Below are 13931 nucleotides of genomic sequence, written 5' to 3' on the forward strand. Positions count from 1 at the left end.
TGACGTTTACGTCAACGTCAATTCATTCACCGGGAAATCGCCTGCGCGATTTCCCGGTGTAGCGGTCATCGGGCGTAGAGCACCGACGGCAGCCACAGGCCGATCTGGGGCCAGATGTAGAGCAGCACGATCGCGATGATCTGGATGCCCATGAAAGGCATCATGCCCAGGAAGATCTGGTTGAGCGTGACGTGCGGCGGCGAGACGCCCTTCAGGTAGAAGGCCGACATCGCCACCGGCGGCGACAGGAACGCCGTCTGCAGGTTCAGCGCCACCAGCAGCCCGAAGAACAACGGATCGACGTTGAAGTTGTCCAGCAGCGGGATGAAGATGGGCATGAAGATCACGATGATCTCGGTCCACTCCAGCGGCCAGCCCAGGATGAAGATGATGACCTGGGTGAGCACCAGGAACTGGGTCGTGGTCAGGTCCATCGACAGCACCCAGCGCTCCACCAGCTCCTGTCCGCCCAGCAGCGCGAAGGCGGCCGAGAAGATCGCCGAGCCGACGAACAGCCAGCACACCATGGCCGAGGTCTTCGCGGTCAGGAACACGCTTTCCTTGAGCATCGGCATCGAGAACTGCCGGTACGCCACGGCCAGCACGAGGCCGCCCAGCGCCCCCACGGCTGCCGCTTCCGTCGGCGTGGCCAGGCCCAGCACGATGGAACCCAGCACGGCCAGGATCAGGATGACCAGCGGGAAGAAGCTGGTCAGCAGCATCTTGAAGACCTCCAGCCGCGCGAAGCTCAGCATCGCGTAGTACACGGCTAGCGCGGCCGCGCCGACACCCAGCCCGATCCAGTAGCCCAGCGGCACCTGCCCGGCCGGGGCCGCGCCGCCATTGCCGGGTTCCCTCACGCCATCGGCGGCCGGGGGTTCCTTGACACCGTCAGCCGACAGCTCCTGTCCGCCCTCGCCGGGAGCCTCGGCCCCGGGGGGCTCCTTCACGCCCTGGTCGTCGGCTTCCTGCGCGGACTCGGCCGCGGGCGGCTCCTGCAGCCCGCCGGACTCGGCACCGGGAGGCTCCTGCAGCCCCCCGGAATGGCGTTCCTCGGCGGGCGATTCACCCATGCGGGTCAGCTCGGTACTGCCTGCCTCCACGGCCACCGGCGCGCTCTGCAGACGGTAGGTCCCGATTGCAACCAGAGCGAACAGCAGCGCGGGCAGCAGCGCCATGAACAGCTGGCGCAGCAGGTAGCCGGTCGGCACATCGCGGTTGCGGCTGCCCTTGAGTGCGGCCAGCAGTCCCGCAAGGGCATGGCCGCGGCCGTCGGCCGGCGTGATCTTCTGCGTCAGCGGCGGCAAGTGGACGATCCGCTCTTCGGCCGAGAGGGGCGGCGCCAGGGAAGGCTTGACCTTGGCCAGGACCACCACGTAGAGCACATACAGGCCGGCCAGCATGATTCCGGGAAAGAACGCCCCGGCGTACAGCTGCACGACCGAAACCCCCGCGGTCGCGCCGTACACGATCAGCAGCACCGAGGGCGGGATCAGGATGCCCAGGCAGCCACCGGCCGTGATCGTTCCGGCGGTGAGCTGGATGCTGTAGCCGGCGCGCAGCATGGCCGGCATCGCCAGCAGGCCCATCAGCGTGACGACGGCGCCGACGATGCCGGTGGCCGTGGCGAAGATGGCGCAGGTCACGATCGTGGCCACACCCAGGGCACCGGGCACCCGCGCCAGCATCAGGTGGATGCTGCGAAACAGCTTCTCGATCAGGTTGGCCCGCTCGACCAGGTAACCCATGAAGACGAACAGCGGGATGGCAATCAGCACGTCGTTGGCCATCGTCTTGTAGGCGGCCTGCACCATCAGGTCCAGCGTGTGGGTGGTGTTGCGCCCGTACGCCAGCCAGGTGAAGATCATGCCCATGCCCATCAGCGTGAAGGCCGTCGGGAAGCCGAGCATGATGGCCACCACCACCAGCGACAGCATCAGCAGGCCGATGTGGCCCCGCTCGATCTGGTCCACGCTGACCAGCATGTAGAGCGCGCCGGCGACGATCAGCCCCATCAGGCTGAAGCCGAACCAGAGTTCCTTGCGAACCTTCACAGTGAGCCCCTTTCTGCGGGCGGCGCTGCCACGATGCCGCCGCGCTCATCGGGATTCACCGTCGCGTCGTCGGCATGGACCATGGCCTTGAGCTTCTCGACGTCGACCTCTTCCACGTCCTGGATACGCGAGGGCCATTCGCCGTCACGGATGCAGATCACGCAGCGCGCGATCTCGACGAAGCCCTGCAGCAGCAGGATCGCGCCGGCGAAGGAGATGAAGAACTTGAATGGATAGACCGGCAGTGGATCGGCATTGAACGTCTGCTCGCGAATGGCGAGCGATTCGCCGAAGTAGATCCAGCCCGCCCAGGTCAGCGCGACGACCCCGGGCAGGAAGAAGATGATGTAGAGGATCAGGTCCAGCGTGGCCTGCGTGCGCGGGCGGAAGAACCCGTAGAGCACGTCTCCGCGCACGTGGCCGTTCTTGGCCAGGGTGTACGCGCCGGCCATCATGAACATCACCCCGTACTGCATGATCTGCGCGTCGAGCATCCAGCCGTGCGGCTGCGCGAGCACATAGCGGGAGAAGACCTCCCAGGAGATCATCACGGTCAGCGAGACGATGAGCCAGGCGAACAGCTGTCCGAGCCAGGTGGACAGCCGGTCGATCGCCAGGAGGAGTTTCTGCATGTTTGTCCCTTGGACGTTTGTCGGAGGCCAGACGCGAAAAGGGCGGCTGTTTGCCGCAGCCGCCCTCTGGAGTGGCCCGCTTTGGGGGCGTCAGCTCTTCTTCGTGCCCTTGCCGAAATAGCGGTTGTAAGCCATGCGGAAATCGACCGTGTAGTCGTTCTGCCACTGGCCGGCGCGCGAGGCGAACTCCTTCTGCGAATCCAGCACCTTCTTGAAGTGCGGGTTCTCGGCGGCCTTCTTGGCCGTGACCTTGTCCCAGGCGTCGAGCTGGGCGCGCAGGATGGAATCGGGCGTCTTGTAGAAGTTGACCTTGTCCTTGGTCTTGAGATCGATGTAGTCCTTCGAGTTGCGGTCGATCGCCTTCCAGCTCATGTCGGCGCTCGCCGCCTGCACGCCGTAGTCGATGATCGACTTGAGTTCCTGCGGCAGTGCGTTGAACTTGGCCTTGTTGAACAGGATCTCGAACTGCTCGCCGGACTGGTGGAAGCTCTGCAGCATGCAGTTCTTGGCGACGTCGGGAAAGCCCAGCACGCGGTCGGACGAGGCGTTGTTGAACTCGGCCGCGTCGAGCAGGCCGCGGTCCAGGGCCGGCACGATTTCACCGCCCGGCAGCGGGTTCACGGCCACGCCCAGTTCATTGAACACGTCCACTGCCAGGCCGACGGTGCGGAACTTCAGCCCCTTGAGCTGGCTGACGTTGGATACCGGCTTGCGGAACCAGCCGAGCGGCTGCACCGGCATCGGGCCGTACAGGTAGGAGACCACGTCCATGTTGATGGACTTGTAGATGTCCTCCAGCAGCGCCTTGCCGCCGCCGTAGTAGTGCCAGGCCAGCACCATGTTCGGGTCCATGCCGAAGGCCGGGCCCGAGCCCCACAGCGCCAGCGCGGAGTTCTTGCCGTAGTGGTAGGCCACCACGCCATGGCCGCCGTCGAGCGTGCCCTTGTTGACGGCTTCGAGCAGCTGGAACGCCGGCACCACGGCGCCGGCGGGCAGCACTTCGATCTTGAGCTTGCCGCCGGCCATGTCGTTGACCTTCTTGGCGAAGTCCTGCGCGTACTCGTGGAAGATGTCCTTCGAGGGCCACGTGCTCTGAAAGCGGAACGACGCGGGGGCCGTCTGCGCCATGACCATCGGGGCGGTCACGGTGGCGCCGGCGGCAACCGCGGCGCCCTTGAGCAGGCTGCGGCGGCGCGGGGTGCTGGGAATCGTCATGCTGTCTCCTGTCAGTCTCTCTGGTTGTTGGCAGGCAATCTTTGAAGGCCGGGCTGCCTGCGTTGAAGAGGGTTTACACGGAGAGCGGCAACCGGTCCGGTGCGGCGCTTCATACTTAGGCGCTAAGCGCGTGCGGCTCGCGCGCGGGCGCGGCGCACGTCGTCAGGCTGTTGCCAGCTTCGGCCCTTGCCTGGGCCGTGCGTGACCGGCGGCAGGCGCTGGCAGAATCAAGGCGACACCATGGCAGAGTCGAAACAACCACCCCCGCCGGGCGGTGCCCTCGCGGCACCGGCCCGGGATGTGCCAGTGCCGCGGCCGGCCGAGGGTTATGCCGGCGACGTTTCCCCCGAGCTGGCCTGCGAGTGGTGGCGCCGCGGCGAGGCCGTGCTGGTGGACGTGCGCAGCGACGCCGAGCGCGAGTGGGTCGGCTTCATTCCGGGCGCCGTGGCGCTGGCCTGGAAGCAGTGGCCCGGCATGGCGCTCAATCCCGGCTTCGACGAAGGCTTGCGGGCGGCGGTGCCGGCCGGCCACAAGGCCGTGCTGCTGTGCCGCAGCGGCGTGCGATCCATCGCCGCCGCCCGCCGCGCCACCGAGCTGGGCCTGGAGGCCTACAACATCCTCGAAGGCTTCGAAGGCGACGCCGACGACGAAGGCCACCGCGGCCGCAAGGGCGGCTGGCGCCTGCGCGGCCTGCCCTGGCGGCAGAACTGAATCCCTTTTTCCTTGATGACGACATGGCAGTGAACCTTTCCGCCCCGAGCGCGGGCGACCTCCGCCCCGTGCCCGGGCTTTCCATTGGCGTGGCCGAAGCCGGCGTGCGCAAGGCCAACCGCAAGGACCTGACGGTCTTCCTGCTGGAGCCGGGGGCGGCGGTAGCCGGCGTCTTCACGCGCAACCGTTTTTGCGCCGCCCCGGTGCAGGTGTGCCGCGAGCACCTGGCCGGGGGCGACATCCGCGCGCTGGTGATCAACACCGGCAATGCCAACGCCGGCACCGGCGAGGAGGGGCTGGTGCGGGCGCGCGCCACCTGCGCGGCGCTGGCGCGCCAGCTCGGCATCGCACCGGGGCAGGTGCTGCCGTTTTCCACCGGCGTGATCATGGAGCCGCTGCCGCTGGACCGGATCGAAGCGGGTCTGCCGGCAGCCATCGCCGATGCCCGGCCGGACCATTGGCTGCGCGCGGCGGAGGGCATCATGACCACGGATACCGTGGCCAAGGCGGCCAGCGCCACGGTGCGCATCGCCGGGGCCGAGGTCTCGATCACCGGCATCAGCAAGGGCGCCGGCATGATCCGCCCCAACATGGCCACCATGCTGGGATTCCTGGCCACGGATGCGTGCATCGCGCAGCCCCTGCTGCGGCAACTGGCGCAGGAGCTTGCCGACGGTTCGTTCAACCGCGTGACGGTCGACGGCGACACCTCGACCAACGATTCCTTCATCGTCATGGCCACCGGCAAGGCCGGGCACGCGCCGATCACTTCGCTCGACAGCGCCGAGGGCAGGGTGCTGAAGGAGGCGATGCTGCAGGTCTCGCGCCAGCTCGCGCAGGCCATCGTGCGCGACGGGGAAGGCGCGACCAAGTTCATCACGGTGCGGGTCGAGGGCGGCCGCGACGCCGCCGAATGCCGGCAGGTCGGCTATGCGATCGCCCACTCGCCGCTGGTCAAGACGGCATTCTTCGCGAGCGACCCCAACCTGGGCCGGATCCTCGCCGCCGTCGGCTATGCCGGCATCGAAGACCTGGACCAGGCCGGCATCGACCTCTGGCTGGACGACGTCCACGTGGCGCACAAGGGCGGACGCCACCCGGCCTACCGCGAAGAGGATGGGCAGCGCGTGATGAAGCAGGCCGAGATCACGGTGCGCGTGGGGCTGGGCCGCGGCTCCGCGGCCGACACGCTCTGGACCTGCGATCTCAGCCACGACTACGTCAGCATCAACGCGGACTACCGCTCATGAGTGAACAGCTGGATCGCCTGGTCGAGCACGCGGCGCGTTTGCTCGACCGGCTGGAAGCCATCCTGCCGCAACCGCTGTCGGCACCCCGGTGGGATGTCGCCATCGCGTGGCGCTACCGCAAGCGCGCGTCCGGCCACGGGACGCTCGATCCGGTGCGCCATGTCGCCGGCATCCGCCTGTCCGACCTCAAGGAGATCGATGCGCAGAAGGAGCGCATCCAGCGCAACACGCAGCAGTTCGTCGCCGGCCAGCCGGCCAACAACGTGCTCCTGACCGGAGCGCGCGGCACCGGGAAGTCCTCGCTGATCAAGGCCTGCCTGAACGAGTACGCCGGCCAGGGCCTGCGGCTGATCGAGGTGGACAAGGCCGACATGACCGACCTGCCGGACATCGTCGACATCGTGGCCGGGCGGCCCGAGAAGTTCATCGTGTTCTGCGACGACCTCAGCTTCGAGGAAGGCGAGCCCGGCTACAAGGCGCTCAAGTCCATCCTCGACGGCTCGGTGGCGGCTGCCACGCCCAACCTGCTGGTCTACGCCACCAGCAACCGGCGCCACCTGCTGCCCGAGTACATGAAGGAGAACCTGAGCTACACCCACACCGACGATGGCGAGGTCCACCCCGGCGAGGTGGTCGAGGAGAAGATTTCGCTGTCCGAGCGCTTCGGCCTGTGGGTGAGTTTCTACCCGTTCACCCAGGACGAGTACCTGGCGATCACGGCGCAGTGGCTGGCCTCGTTCGGGGTGCCGCCGGCTGCCATCGAGGCGGCGCGGGCCGAGGCGCTGGTGTGGGCGCTCGAGCGCGGATCGCGCAGCGGCCGGGTGGCCTACCAGTTCGCGCGCGACTGGGCCGGCCGGCATCCGGCATGACCGGCGTGCTCGTTGCCGACGCCGACCGCCCGCGCGAGGGCGGCCCGGGCCGCAAGGAAGTGGAAGTCGCTGTCGGCGTGCTGGTGCGCCCGGACGGGCGCTTCCTGCTCACCAGCCGGCCCGAGGGCAAGGTCTATGCAGGCTACTGGGAGTTCCCCGGCGGCAAGGTGGAGCCCGGCGAGACGGTCGAAGTTGCGCTGCGTCGTGAGCTGCGGGAGGAGATCGGCGTCGTCATCGGCGCGGTGCACCCGTGGCGCGTCGAGCGCGTCGACTACCCGCATGCGCTGGTGCGGCTGAATTTCTGCAAGGTGTTCGACTGGTCCGGCGAGCTGCACATGCACGAGGGCCAGCGCTGCTCGTGGGAGTCGCTGCCAGTGCAGGTGCAGCCGGTGCTGCCCGGCACCGTGCCGGTGCTGCAATGGTTCGCGCAGGAGCGCGGCTTCGCCGGCGCCACCCACGCGGGCGCCTGAAGTTCACTGCAGCTTCGGGTCGCCGAAAGGCTGGTCGTCCGGGGGCGTTTCGTCCGGCACCCGGAAGCTCTCGCTGGCCCAGGCGCCCAGGTCCAGGCCCTTGCAGCGCGCGCTGCAGAACGGCCGGTAGGGGTTGCCGGGCGAGTAGATGCTGTCGCCGCCGCATTGCGGGCACTTGACCACCCGCTGCGGCGCGCGCTTGCCGCTGTCGCTTGCCATGCTCAGGAACACAGGGTCAGTTCGAAACCCGCATTCTCGTGGCTGGGCTGCAGGCGATCGCTGCCTTCCTGGCGCATCAGCCGCACCGACACCATCAGCCGGTTGCCGCTGATCTCCGGCACCAGCTGCAGGGCGGGGTCGATGCGCAGCCGCAGCAGCTGGAAGCTGCGGCCCTGCGGCAGCGTCTGCTGGAAGTGGCCATCGACGGCCATCACCTTCTGCGCCGTGCCCGAATCGCGCAGCAGCTTGAGCAGCAGGTGGACCGATTCGGCCAGCGGGCCCAGGCAGCGCGCCCAGCGGCCGAGATCGGCCTGTCGCGTGGCTGCATCGAGCTGCTGCCAGGCGTAGTAGCCGGGGAGGTCGAATTCGCAGGTGCCGCCCGGGATGCCGATGCGGCTGCGGATACTCATCAGCCACTCGTTCTCGGTGAGCGACTGGCCGGCCTTGCCGGGCTGGCCGTTGAGGGCCGCGAAGCAGGCGTCGAGCTGTCCCACTACCTCGTCGAGCACGCCCTCCGCGATGGCCGGGTTGCCGCGGTAGCCGTTGAGGACGGACTTCTGCTTTTCCAGGTCCTTCATCACGTCGGACTTGAGGTCGGCGCGCGCGGCCACGTCCATCACCTCGAACAGGGTGGCCAGCGCGTAGTGATGGTCGAGCGGGTGCTCGCGGGGGACCAGTTCACCGAGCCGGCGGAACAGGTGCTCCAGCCGCAGGTAGGTCCGGATTCGTTCGTTGAACGGGTACTCGTAGAGGATCACGCGGGCGGCAGGGTGGGGGGCATTCGCGGACGCGCCATCATAGCCCGAAGGACCTAGCCGCTTCGCGCACCTGCGCCTGCAGCGCCTGCAACGAGAGCCCGCCGTCGTTGAAGATCACCGTGTCCGCGGCGGCCAGGCGCAAAGCGCGCGGCGCCTGCGCCGCGATGATGGCTTCGACCTGCGCCGGCTGCAGCGCGCTGCGCGCCACCACCCGCGCCACCTGAGTGGCGGGCGTGCAATCGATGACCAGCACGCGATCGACCTGGTGGCGCCAGCGGCCCGACTCCACCAGCAGCGGGATGTCGAAGACGATGCAGGCCGCGCCGGCCGCCAGCGCGGCCTGCACCTGGCGGGCGGTCTCGGCGCCCACCAGCGGATGGACGATCGCTTCCAGCTCGCGCCGGGCCTGCGGTTCCTCGTACACGCGCTCGCGCATGCGCTCGCGGTCCAGCGCGCCCTCGGGGGTGATGAACGCCGGCCCGAAACGGGCAGCGATGGCGGCAATGGCGGCGCCGCCGGCGGCGGTGGTCGAACGCGAGATGGCGTCGGCGTCGATGACGGCCGCGCCCGCCGCCGCCAGCATCTGCAGCACCGTGCTCTTGCCGCTGCCGATGCCGCCGGTCAGGCCGATGCGCATCGCAGGCATGGCTACAGGCCGACCGCGCGCAGGATCGACGAGGGGCCGAACACCAGCGCCGTCAGGCCGGCGCCAGCCAGGAAGGGCCCGAACGGGATGGCGCCGCCTTCGCGCAGGTTGTCGGAGAGCTTCATTGCGATGCCGATGATCGCGCCGATCACCGAGGCCATCAGCACCATGGGGATCAACGCTTGCCAGCCGAACCAGGCGCCGAGCGCGGCGAACAGCTTGAAGTCGCCGTAGCCCATGCCTTCCTTGCCGGTCAGCAGCTTGAAACCCTGGTAGACCAGCCACAGCGACAGGTAGCCCGCCACCGCCCCCCACAGCGACTGCTGCAGCGTCAGGCCGTTCCAGCGCAGCGCGGCGGCGATCAGGCCGGCCCACACCAGCGGCAGCGTGATGTCGTCCGGCAGCAGCGTGGTGTCCCAGTCGATCAGGGCCAGGGCGAGCAGGGCCGCGGCGAAGCCGCACCAGGCCGCAGCCGTCCAGCTGATACCCCACTTCCAGCCGCAGAACGCAAAAAATCCGGCGGTGGCGATCTCCACCAGCGGATAACGCAAGCCGATCGGCGTGCCGCAGGAGGAGCACTTGCCGCGCAAGGCCAGGTAGCTCAGCACGGGGATGTTCTCGTACCAGCGGATCGCATGGCCGCAGTTGCGGCAGCGCGAGCGCGGCCGCACCAGGTTGAACGGCTCGGCCGGCGCCGGCGCCTGCCCGGCCAGCTCGGCGCATTCGGCCGCCCACTGCCGCTCCAGCATCCGGGGCAGCCGGTGGATGACGACGTTCAGGAAGCTGCCCACCAGCAACCCCAGGACGCCGGCCAGCACGGCGCCCGCTTCGACGGGAAACATCAGACGACTGCGCCGAGCTTGAAGATGGGCAGGTACATCGAGACCACGATGCCGCCGATCAGGCCGCCGAGGAACACGATGATGATCGGCTCCATCAGGCTGGACAGGCCGGCCACCATGTCATCGACCTCCGACTCGTAGAAGTCGGCCGCCTTGCCCAGCATGTGGTCGATCGAGCCGGACTCCTCGCCGATGGCGCACATCTGCAGCACCATGGTCGGGAACACGTTGGCATTGGTCATGGCCGCTGTCAGGCTGGTGCCGGTGGACACCTCCTGCTGGATCTTCTCGGTGGCCGTCTGGTAGACCGAATTGCCCGAAGCGCCGCCCACCGAGTCGAGGGCTTCCACCAGCGGCACGCCGGCGGCGAACATGGTGGCCAGGGTGCGGGTCCAGCGGGCGATCACCGATTTGTAGACCAGGTCGCCGAACACCGGCAGCTGGAGCATCACCCGGTCCATGAACATCTGCACCTTCTCGTTGCGCTTCCAGGCCTGCATGAAGAAGTACAGGCCGCCGCCGATGCCGCCGAAGATCAGCCACCAGTACTGAACGAAGTACTCGCTGACGGCCATGACGAACAGCGTGGGCGCGGGCAGGTCGGCGCCGAACGAGGTGAACACCTCCTTGAAGGCCGGAATCACGAAGATCATGATCACCGCCACCACCACGAACGCCACCACCACCACCGAGATCGGGTACATCAGCGCCGACTTGATCTTGGACTTGATGCCCTCGGTCTTTTCCATGTAGACCGCCAGGCGGTCGAGCAGCGTCTCCAGGATGCCGGCGGCCTCGCCGGCCTCGACCAGGTTGCAGTACAGGTTGTCGAAGTACAGCGGGAACTTGCGGAACGCGGCCGACAGCGAGGTGCCGGTCTCGACGTCGGTGCGGATGTCGTTGAGCAGCTTGGCCACGCTCGGGTTGGCATTGCCGCGGCCGACGATGTCGAACGCCTGCAGCAGCGGCACGCCCGCCTTCATCATGGTGGCGAGCTGCCGGGTGAAGATCGCGATGTCCTTGGGCTTGATCTTCTGGCCGGCGCGCATGCGGCGCTTCTTGATCTTGCTGGGCGTGATGCCCTGCCGGCGCAGGGTCGCCTGGACCTGGTTCTCGCCGGCCGCGCGGGTTTCGCCGCGAACCTGCTTGCCATTGCGGTCGCGGCCCTCCCATTCGAAGACGAACTCGGTGACCTTCGCTGCTGATGCCGTCGCCATGAAGGGATCCTCCTCTTGTACTGCCGGGTGGCTTATTCGTTGGTGCAGCCGAGCACTTCCTCGAGCGAAGTGACGCCCAGCCGGACCTTGTGCAGGCCCGATTGCCGCAGGCTCTTGACGCCTTCGCGGCGGGACTGCTCGGCGATCTCCATGGCGCTGCCGTCGCGCAGGATGATGCGCTGAATCTCCTCGCTGACGGGCATCACCTGGTAGATGCCGACCCGGCCCTTGTAGCCGTTGTTGCAGGCGCCGCAGCCGACCGGGCGGTACGGGGTCCAGGTGCCATCGACTTCCTCCTCGGTGAAGCCCGCTTCGATCAGCGTCTCGTGCGGGATGTCGGCCGGCTGCTTGCAGTTGGCGCACAGGCGCCGCGCCAGCCGCTGCGCGGTGATCAGGATCACGCTGGAGGCGATGTTGAACGGCGCGATGCCCATGTTGCGCATGCGCGTGAGCGTGGTGGGCGCGTCGTTGGTGTGCAGCGTGGACATCACCATGTGGCCGGTCTGCGCGGCCTTGATCGCGATGTCGGCGGTCTCCAGGTCGCGGATCTCGCCGACCATGATGACGTCGGGATCCTGGCGCAGGAACGACTTGAGCGCTGCGGCGAAGGTCAGCCCGGCCTTCTCGTTGACGTTGACCTGGTTGACGCCGGGCAGGTTGATTTCGGACGGGTCTTCGGCCGTCGAGATGTTCACCCCCGGCTTGTTCAGCAGGTTCAGGCAGGTGTAGAGGGACACGGTCTTGCCCGAACCGGTGGGGCCGGTGACCAGCACCATGCCGTAGGGCCGGCCGATGGCGTTGAGCAGGCGCTCCTTCTCCTCGGCTTCGTAGCCGAGAGCCTCAATGCCCAGCTTGGCGCTGCTCGGATCCAGGATCCGGATCACGATCTTCTCGCCGAACAGCGTGGGCAGCGTGCTGACGCGGAAGTCGATCACCCGGTCGGGTCCGACCTTGAGCTTCATGCGGCCGTCCTGCGGCACCCGCTTCTCGGAGATGTCCATCCGCGAGATGACCTTGACCCGCGAGGCCAGCTTGTCCTTGATGGCGATGGGCGGCGAGGCGATCTCGCGCAGTTCGCCGTCGATGCGGAAGCGGACCCGGTAGGTGTGCTCGTAGGGCTCGAAGTGCAGGTCGGACGCGCGCATGCTGAACGCGTCGAGCAGCATCTTGTGCAGGAACTTGACGACCGGCGCGTCGTCGACCTCCGAGCCGGCCGAGCCCTTGTCCTCGTCGTCGACCACCGAGTCGTCCATGGTCGACTCGTCGAACTCGAAATCGTCGCCGACGATGCTCTCCATCGCCTGGGTGGCGCTGGTGGCGTGGGCCTCGACCATCTTGGTCAGCTTGTCGTACTCGGCGATGACCCAGTCCACGCCCATCTGGGTGGCGAACTTGATCTTGTCGGCGGCCTGCTGGTCGGAGGGGTCGGCGGTGGCGACGGTCAGCCGGTTGTTGCGCTTGGACAGCACCACCACCCGGAACGCCTGGCACAGCTTGGGGTCCAGCAGGCTCTTCGGCAGCCACTGCACGTCGACTGCGTCCAGGTCGAGCAGCGGCGCGCCGTAGGAGAGCGACATGGTGTGCGCCAGGTCGGACGGCGACACCGCGCCGGAGCCGGTCAGCTCGGCAATGAAACTGCTGCGGTTGGACTGCGCCTTGCGATACAGCTCCTCGGCCGATTTCTGGCCGAGCTTGCCGGCCGCCACCAGGGCCCGCGCCAGCCCGGGCAGTGCCAGCGAGGGAGCGTCGGAGAGTGCAGGGTCGGCGGCCATCGTGGGTGGGAAGTCAGGTCCCCGCTCGGGCGAGGGACAGCCAGCTGATCATCGCCGAAAGCCCAACCGGTGTAAATCTTGCGTGTGGCGCCCGGCGCGAAGGCAGTCGCCGCAGCGCGGCGCTGTCGCGCAGGAAGTCACTTGGGAAGGGAAACCTGGTCGGGGTGAGAGGATTCGAACCTCCGGCCTCTACGTCCCGAACGTAGCGCTCTACCAGGCTAAGCTACACCCCGATTGCCGCTCGCGGGGCGCCGCAGTCAGATCCTTGCGAATCAGTTGCGACGCTCGAGCAGCTGAGCCGCCAATTGTACCAAACCCTCGGAGTAGTTATTGCGCGGCAGGCGTTGCGCGCACGCGACCGCGCGTCGCGCCTCGGACGCCGCGGCGGCGCGCGTGACCTCCAGCGCGCCGGTCTCGCGCACGATCGCCACGATGGCGTCGAGCTCGCGCGTGGCGCCGTTCTCGATGGCGTGCCGGATCAGATCGCGCTGCTGCGGCGTGCCGCGCGCCATGGCGGCGATCAGCGGCAGCGTGGCCTTGCCCTCGCGCAGATCGTCGCCCAGGTTCTTGCCCATCTCGTGGCTGTCGCCGTCGTAGTCGAGCACGTCGTCGATCACCTGAAACGCGGTGCCCAGCGCCTGGCCGTACTCGGCGCTGGCTTCTTCCAGCCCGGCGTCGGCACCGGCCAGCACCGCGCCCAGGCGCGCGCTGGCCTCGAACAGCTTGGCGGTCTTGGAGCGGATCACGCGCAGGTAGCCCGCTTCGTCGAGCGAGGCATCGTGCATGTTCATCAGCTGCAGCACCTCGCCCTCGGCGATCACGTTGGTGGCATCGGCGAGGATGGCCATCACGCGCATGTCCTGGGCGTCCAGCATCATCTGGAAGGCGCGCGAGTACAGGAAGTCGCCCACCAGCACGCTGGCCGGGTTGCCGAAGCTCTCGTTGGCGGTGGCGCGGCCGCGGCGCAGGGTCGATTCGTCGACCACGTCGTCGTGCAGCAGCGTGGCGGTGTGGATGAACTCCACCACGGCGGCCAGGTTGAAGCGCTGCGGTCCCGTGTGGCCCAGCGCGGCGCTCACCAGCAGCAGCAGGGCGGGGCGCAGGCGCTTGCCGCCGGCCGAGATGATGTAGCGGGAAACCTGGCCGACCAGGGGAACGCCGGAATCCAGGCGCCGGGCGATGACTGCATCGACTTCATGCATGTCATCGGAGATCAGGGAGAGCACCGAGGCGGTGCGGGCGGCGGGGTCAGTCAAGGCGGATACGGCAGTTGACC

The 13931-nt window shown here is 68.0% G+C and carries 14 protein-coding genes and 1 tRNA gene; 4 read left to right on the plus strand and 11 right to left on the minus strand.

Annotated features, from left to right (window positions below; translation table 11 throughout):
• Window positions 1–65: 65 nt before the first annotated feature.
• The 3 genes from PE066_RS15325 to PE066_RS15335 all read right to left on the minus strand — a co-directional run bounded on the left by PE066_RS15325 (window position 66) and on the right by PE066_RS15335 (window position 3901).
• Window positions 66–2054 carry a TRAP transporter large permease subunit gene (locus PE066_RS15325; protein WP_271233393.1) on the minus strand — a complete coding sequence of 663 codons (1989 nt, stop codon included), beginning with the start codon at window positions 2052–2054 and terminating at the stop codon, window positions 66–68.
• Entirely contained in the window at window positions 2051–2686 is a 636-nt protein-coding gene (locus tag PE066_RS15330; RefSeq protein WP_271233394.1) for a TRAP transporter small permease subunit, read from the minus strand. The genes PE066_RS15325 and PE066_RS15330 overlap by 4 nt, the downstream gene beginning before the upstream one ends.
• Window positions 2687–2776: 90 nt before the next feature.
• Window positions 2777–3901, minus strand: a complete 1125-nt coding sequence (locus PE066_RS15335) for a TRAP transporter substrate-binding protein (protein ID WP_271233395.1) — start codon at window positions 3899–3901, stop codon at window positions 2777–2779.
• 240 nt (window positions 3902–4141) lie between these two features.
• Here PE066_RS15335 and PE066_RS15340 point away from each other — a divergent pair, with 240 nt between their 5' ends.
• Genes PE066_RS15340 through PE066_RS15355 form a run of 4 tightly spaced genes read left to right on the plus strand, consistent with a single transcriptional unit; the run spans window position 4142 to window position 7201 of the window.
• Entirely contained in the window at window positions 4142–4612 is a 471-nt protein-coding gene (locus PE066_RS15340; RefSeq protein WP_271233396.1) for a rhodanese-like domain-containing protein, read from the plus strand.
• Between the two features lie 23 nt (window positions 4613–4635).
• Window positions 4636–5862 carry a bifunctional glutamate N-acetyltransferase/amino-acid acetyltransferase ArgJ gene (gene argJ / locus PE066_RS15345; RefSeq protein WP_271233397.1) on the plus strand — a complete coding sequence of 409 codons (1227 nt, stop codon included), beginning with the start codon at window positions 4636–4638 and terminating at the stop codon, window positions 5860–5862.
• Window positions 5859–6731 carry an ATP-binding protein gene (locus tag PE066_RS15350; protein ID WP_271233398.1) on the plus strand — a complete coding sequence of 291 codons (873 nt, stop codon included), beginning with the start codon at window positions 5859–5861 and terminating at the stop codon, window positions 6729–6731. The genes argJ and PE066_RS15350 overlap by 4 nt, the downstream gene beginning before the upstream one ends.
• Window positions 6728–7201: an NUDIX domain-containing protein gene (locus PE066_RS15355; RefSeq protein WP_271233399.1), complete on the plus strand. Its 474-nt coding sequence runs from the start codon at window positions 6728–6730 to the stop codon at window positions 7199–7201. The genes PE066_RS15350 and PE066_RS15355 overlap by 4 nt, the downstream gene beginning before the upstream one ends.
• Before the next feature lie 3 nt (window positions 7202–7204).
• Here PE066_RS15355 and PE066_RS15360 read toward each other — a convergent pair whose 3' ends face one another.
• The 8 genes from PE066_RS15360 to PE066_RS15395 form a co-directional block, all read right to left on the minus strand.
• Complete coding sequence (locus PE066_RS15360) at window positions 7205–7420, minus strand: DNA gyrase inhibitor YacG (RefSeq protein ID WP_271233400.1); 216 nt, start codon at window positions 7418–7420, stop codon at window positions 7205–7207.
• 2 nt (window positions 7421–7422) lie between these two features.
• Window positions 7423–8178, minus strand: a complete 756-nt coding sequence (zapD, locus tag PE066_RS15365) for a cell division protein ZapD (RefSeq protein ID WP_271233401.1) — start codon at window positions 8176–8178, stop codon at window positions 7423–7425.
• Between the two features lie 37 nt (window positions 8179–8215).
• Window positions 8216–8824 carry a dephospho-CoA kinase gene (gene coaE, locus PE066_RS15370; protein ID WP_271233402.1) on the minus strand — a complete coding sequence of 203 codons (609 nt, stop codon included), beginning with the start codon at window positions 8822–8824 and terminating at the stop codon, window positions 8216–8218.
• A 2-nt stretch (window positions 8825–8826) separates the two neighbouring features.
• The gene (locus PE066_RS15375) at window positions 8827–9666 is read right to left on the minus strand and encodes a prepilin peptidase (RefSeq protein ID WP_271233403.1); all 840 of its coding nucleotides are present in this window, start codon (window positions 9664–9666) and stop codon (window positions 8827–8829) included.
• Window positions 9666–10883: a type II secretion system F family protein gene (locus PE066_RS15380; protein WP_271233404.1), complete on the minus strand. Its 1218-nt coding sequence runs from the start codon at window positions 10881–10883 to the stop codon at window positions 9666–9668. The genes PE066_RS15375 and PE066_RS15380 overlap by 1 nt, the downstream gene beginning before the upstream one ends.
• Before the next feature lie 32 nt (window positions 10884–10915).
• Entirely contained in the window at window positions 10916–12655 is a 1740-nt protein-coding gene (gene pilB / locus PE066_RS15385; protein ID WP_271233405.1) for a type IV-A pilus assembly ATPase PilB, read from the minus strand.
• 156 nt (window positions 12656–12811) lie between these two features.
• Window positions 12812–12888: transfer RNA gene (locus PE066_RS15390), tRNA-Pro, on the minus strand.
• A gap of 39 nt (window positions 12889–12927) precedes the next feature.
• The gene (locus tag PE066_RS15395) at window positions 12928–13857 is read right to left on the minus strand and encodes a polyprenyl synthetase family protein (RefSeq protein ID WP_271236593.1); all 930 of its coding nucleotides are present in this window, start codon (window positions 13855–13857) and stop codon (window positions 12928–12930) included.
• Window positions 13858–13931 lie beyond the last annotated feature (74 nt).

Source organism: Ramlibacter tataouinensis, from assembly GCF_027941915.1.
Lineage (GTDB): Bacteria > Pseudomonadota > Gammaproteobacteria > Burkholderiales > Burkholderiaceae_C > Ramlibacter > Ramlibacter tataouinensis_C.

Coding starts and splice junctions, on each gene's coding strand:
- PE066_RS15375 (WP_271233403.1), bottom strand. CDS start 9,666: ATGTTTCCCGTCGAAGCGGGCGCCGTGCTGGCCGGCGTCCTGGGGTTG.
- PE066_RS15335 (WP_271233395.1), bottom strand. CDS start 3,901: ATGACGATTCCCAGCACCCCGCGCCGCCGCAGCCTGCTCAAGGGCGCC.
- PE066_RS15340 (WP_271233396.1), top strand. CDS start 4,142: ATGGCAGAGTCGAAACAACCACCCCCGCCGGGCGGTGCCCTCGCGGCA.
- PE066_RS15355 (WP_271233399.1), top strand. CDS start 6,728: ATGACCGGCGTGCTCGTTGCCGACGCCGACCGCCCGCGCGAGGGCGGC.
- coaE (WP_271233402.1), bottom strand. CDS start 8,824: ATGCCTGCGATGCGCATCGGCCTGACCGGCGGCATCGGCAGCGGCAAG.
- PE066_RS15360 (WP_271233400.1), bottom strand. CDS start 7,420: ATGGCAAGCGACAGCGGCAAGCGCGCGCCGCAGCGGGTGGTCAAGTGC.
- PE066_RS15330 (WP_271233394.1), bottom strand. CDS start 2,686: ATGCAGAAACTCCTCCTGGCGATCGACCGGCTGTCCACCTGGCTCGGA.
- argJ (WP_271233397.1), top strand. CDS start 4,636: ATGGCAGTGAACCTTTCCGCCCCGAGCGCGGGCGACCTCCGCCCCGTG.
- pilB (WP_271233405.1), bottom strand. CDS start 12,655: ATGGCCGCCGACCCTGCACTCTCCGACGCTCCCTCGCTGGCACTGCCC.
- PE066_RS15395 (WP_271236593.1), bottom strand. CDS start 13,857: ATGCATGAAGTCGATGCAGTCATCGCCCGGCGCCTGGATTCCGGCGTT.
- PE066_RS15380 (WP_271233404.1), bottom strand. CDS start 10,883: ATGGCGACGGCATCAGCAGCGAAGGTCACCGAGTTCGTCTTCGAATGG.
- PE066_RS15350 (WP_271233398.1), top strand. CDS start 5,859: ATGAGTGAACAGCTGGATCGCCTGGTCGAGCACGCGGCGCGTTTGCTC.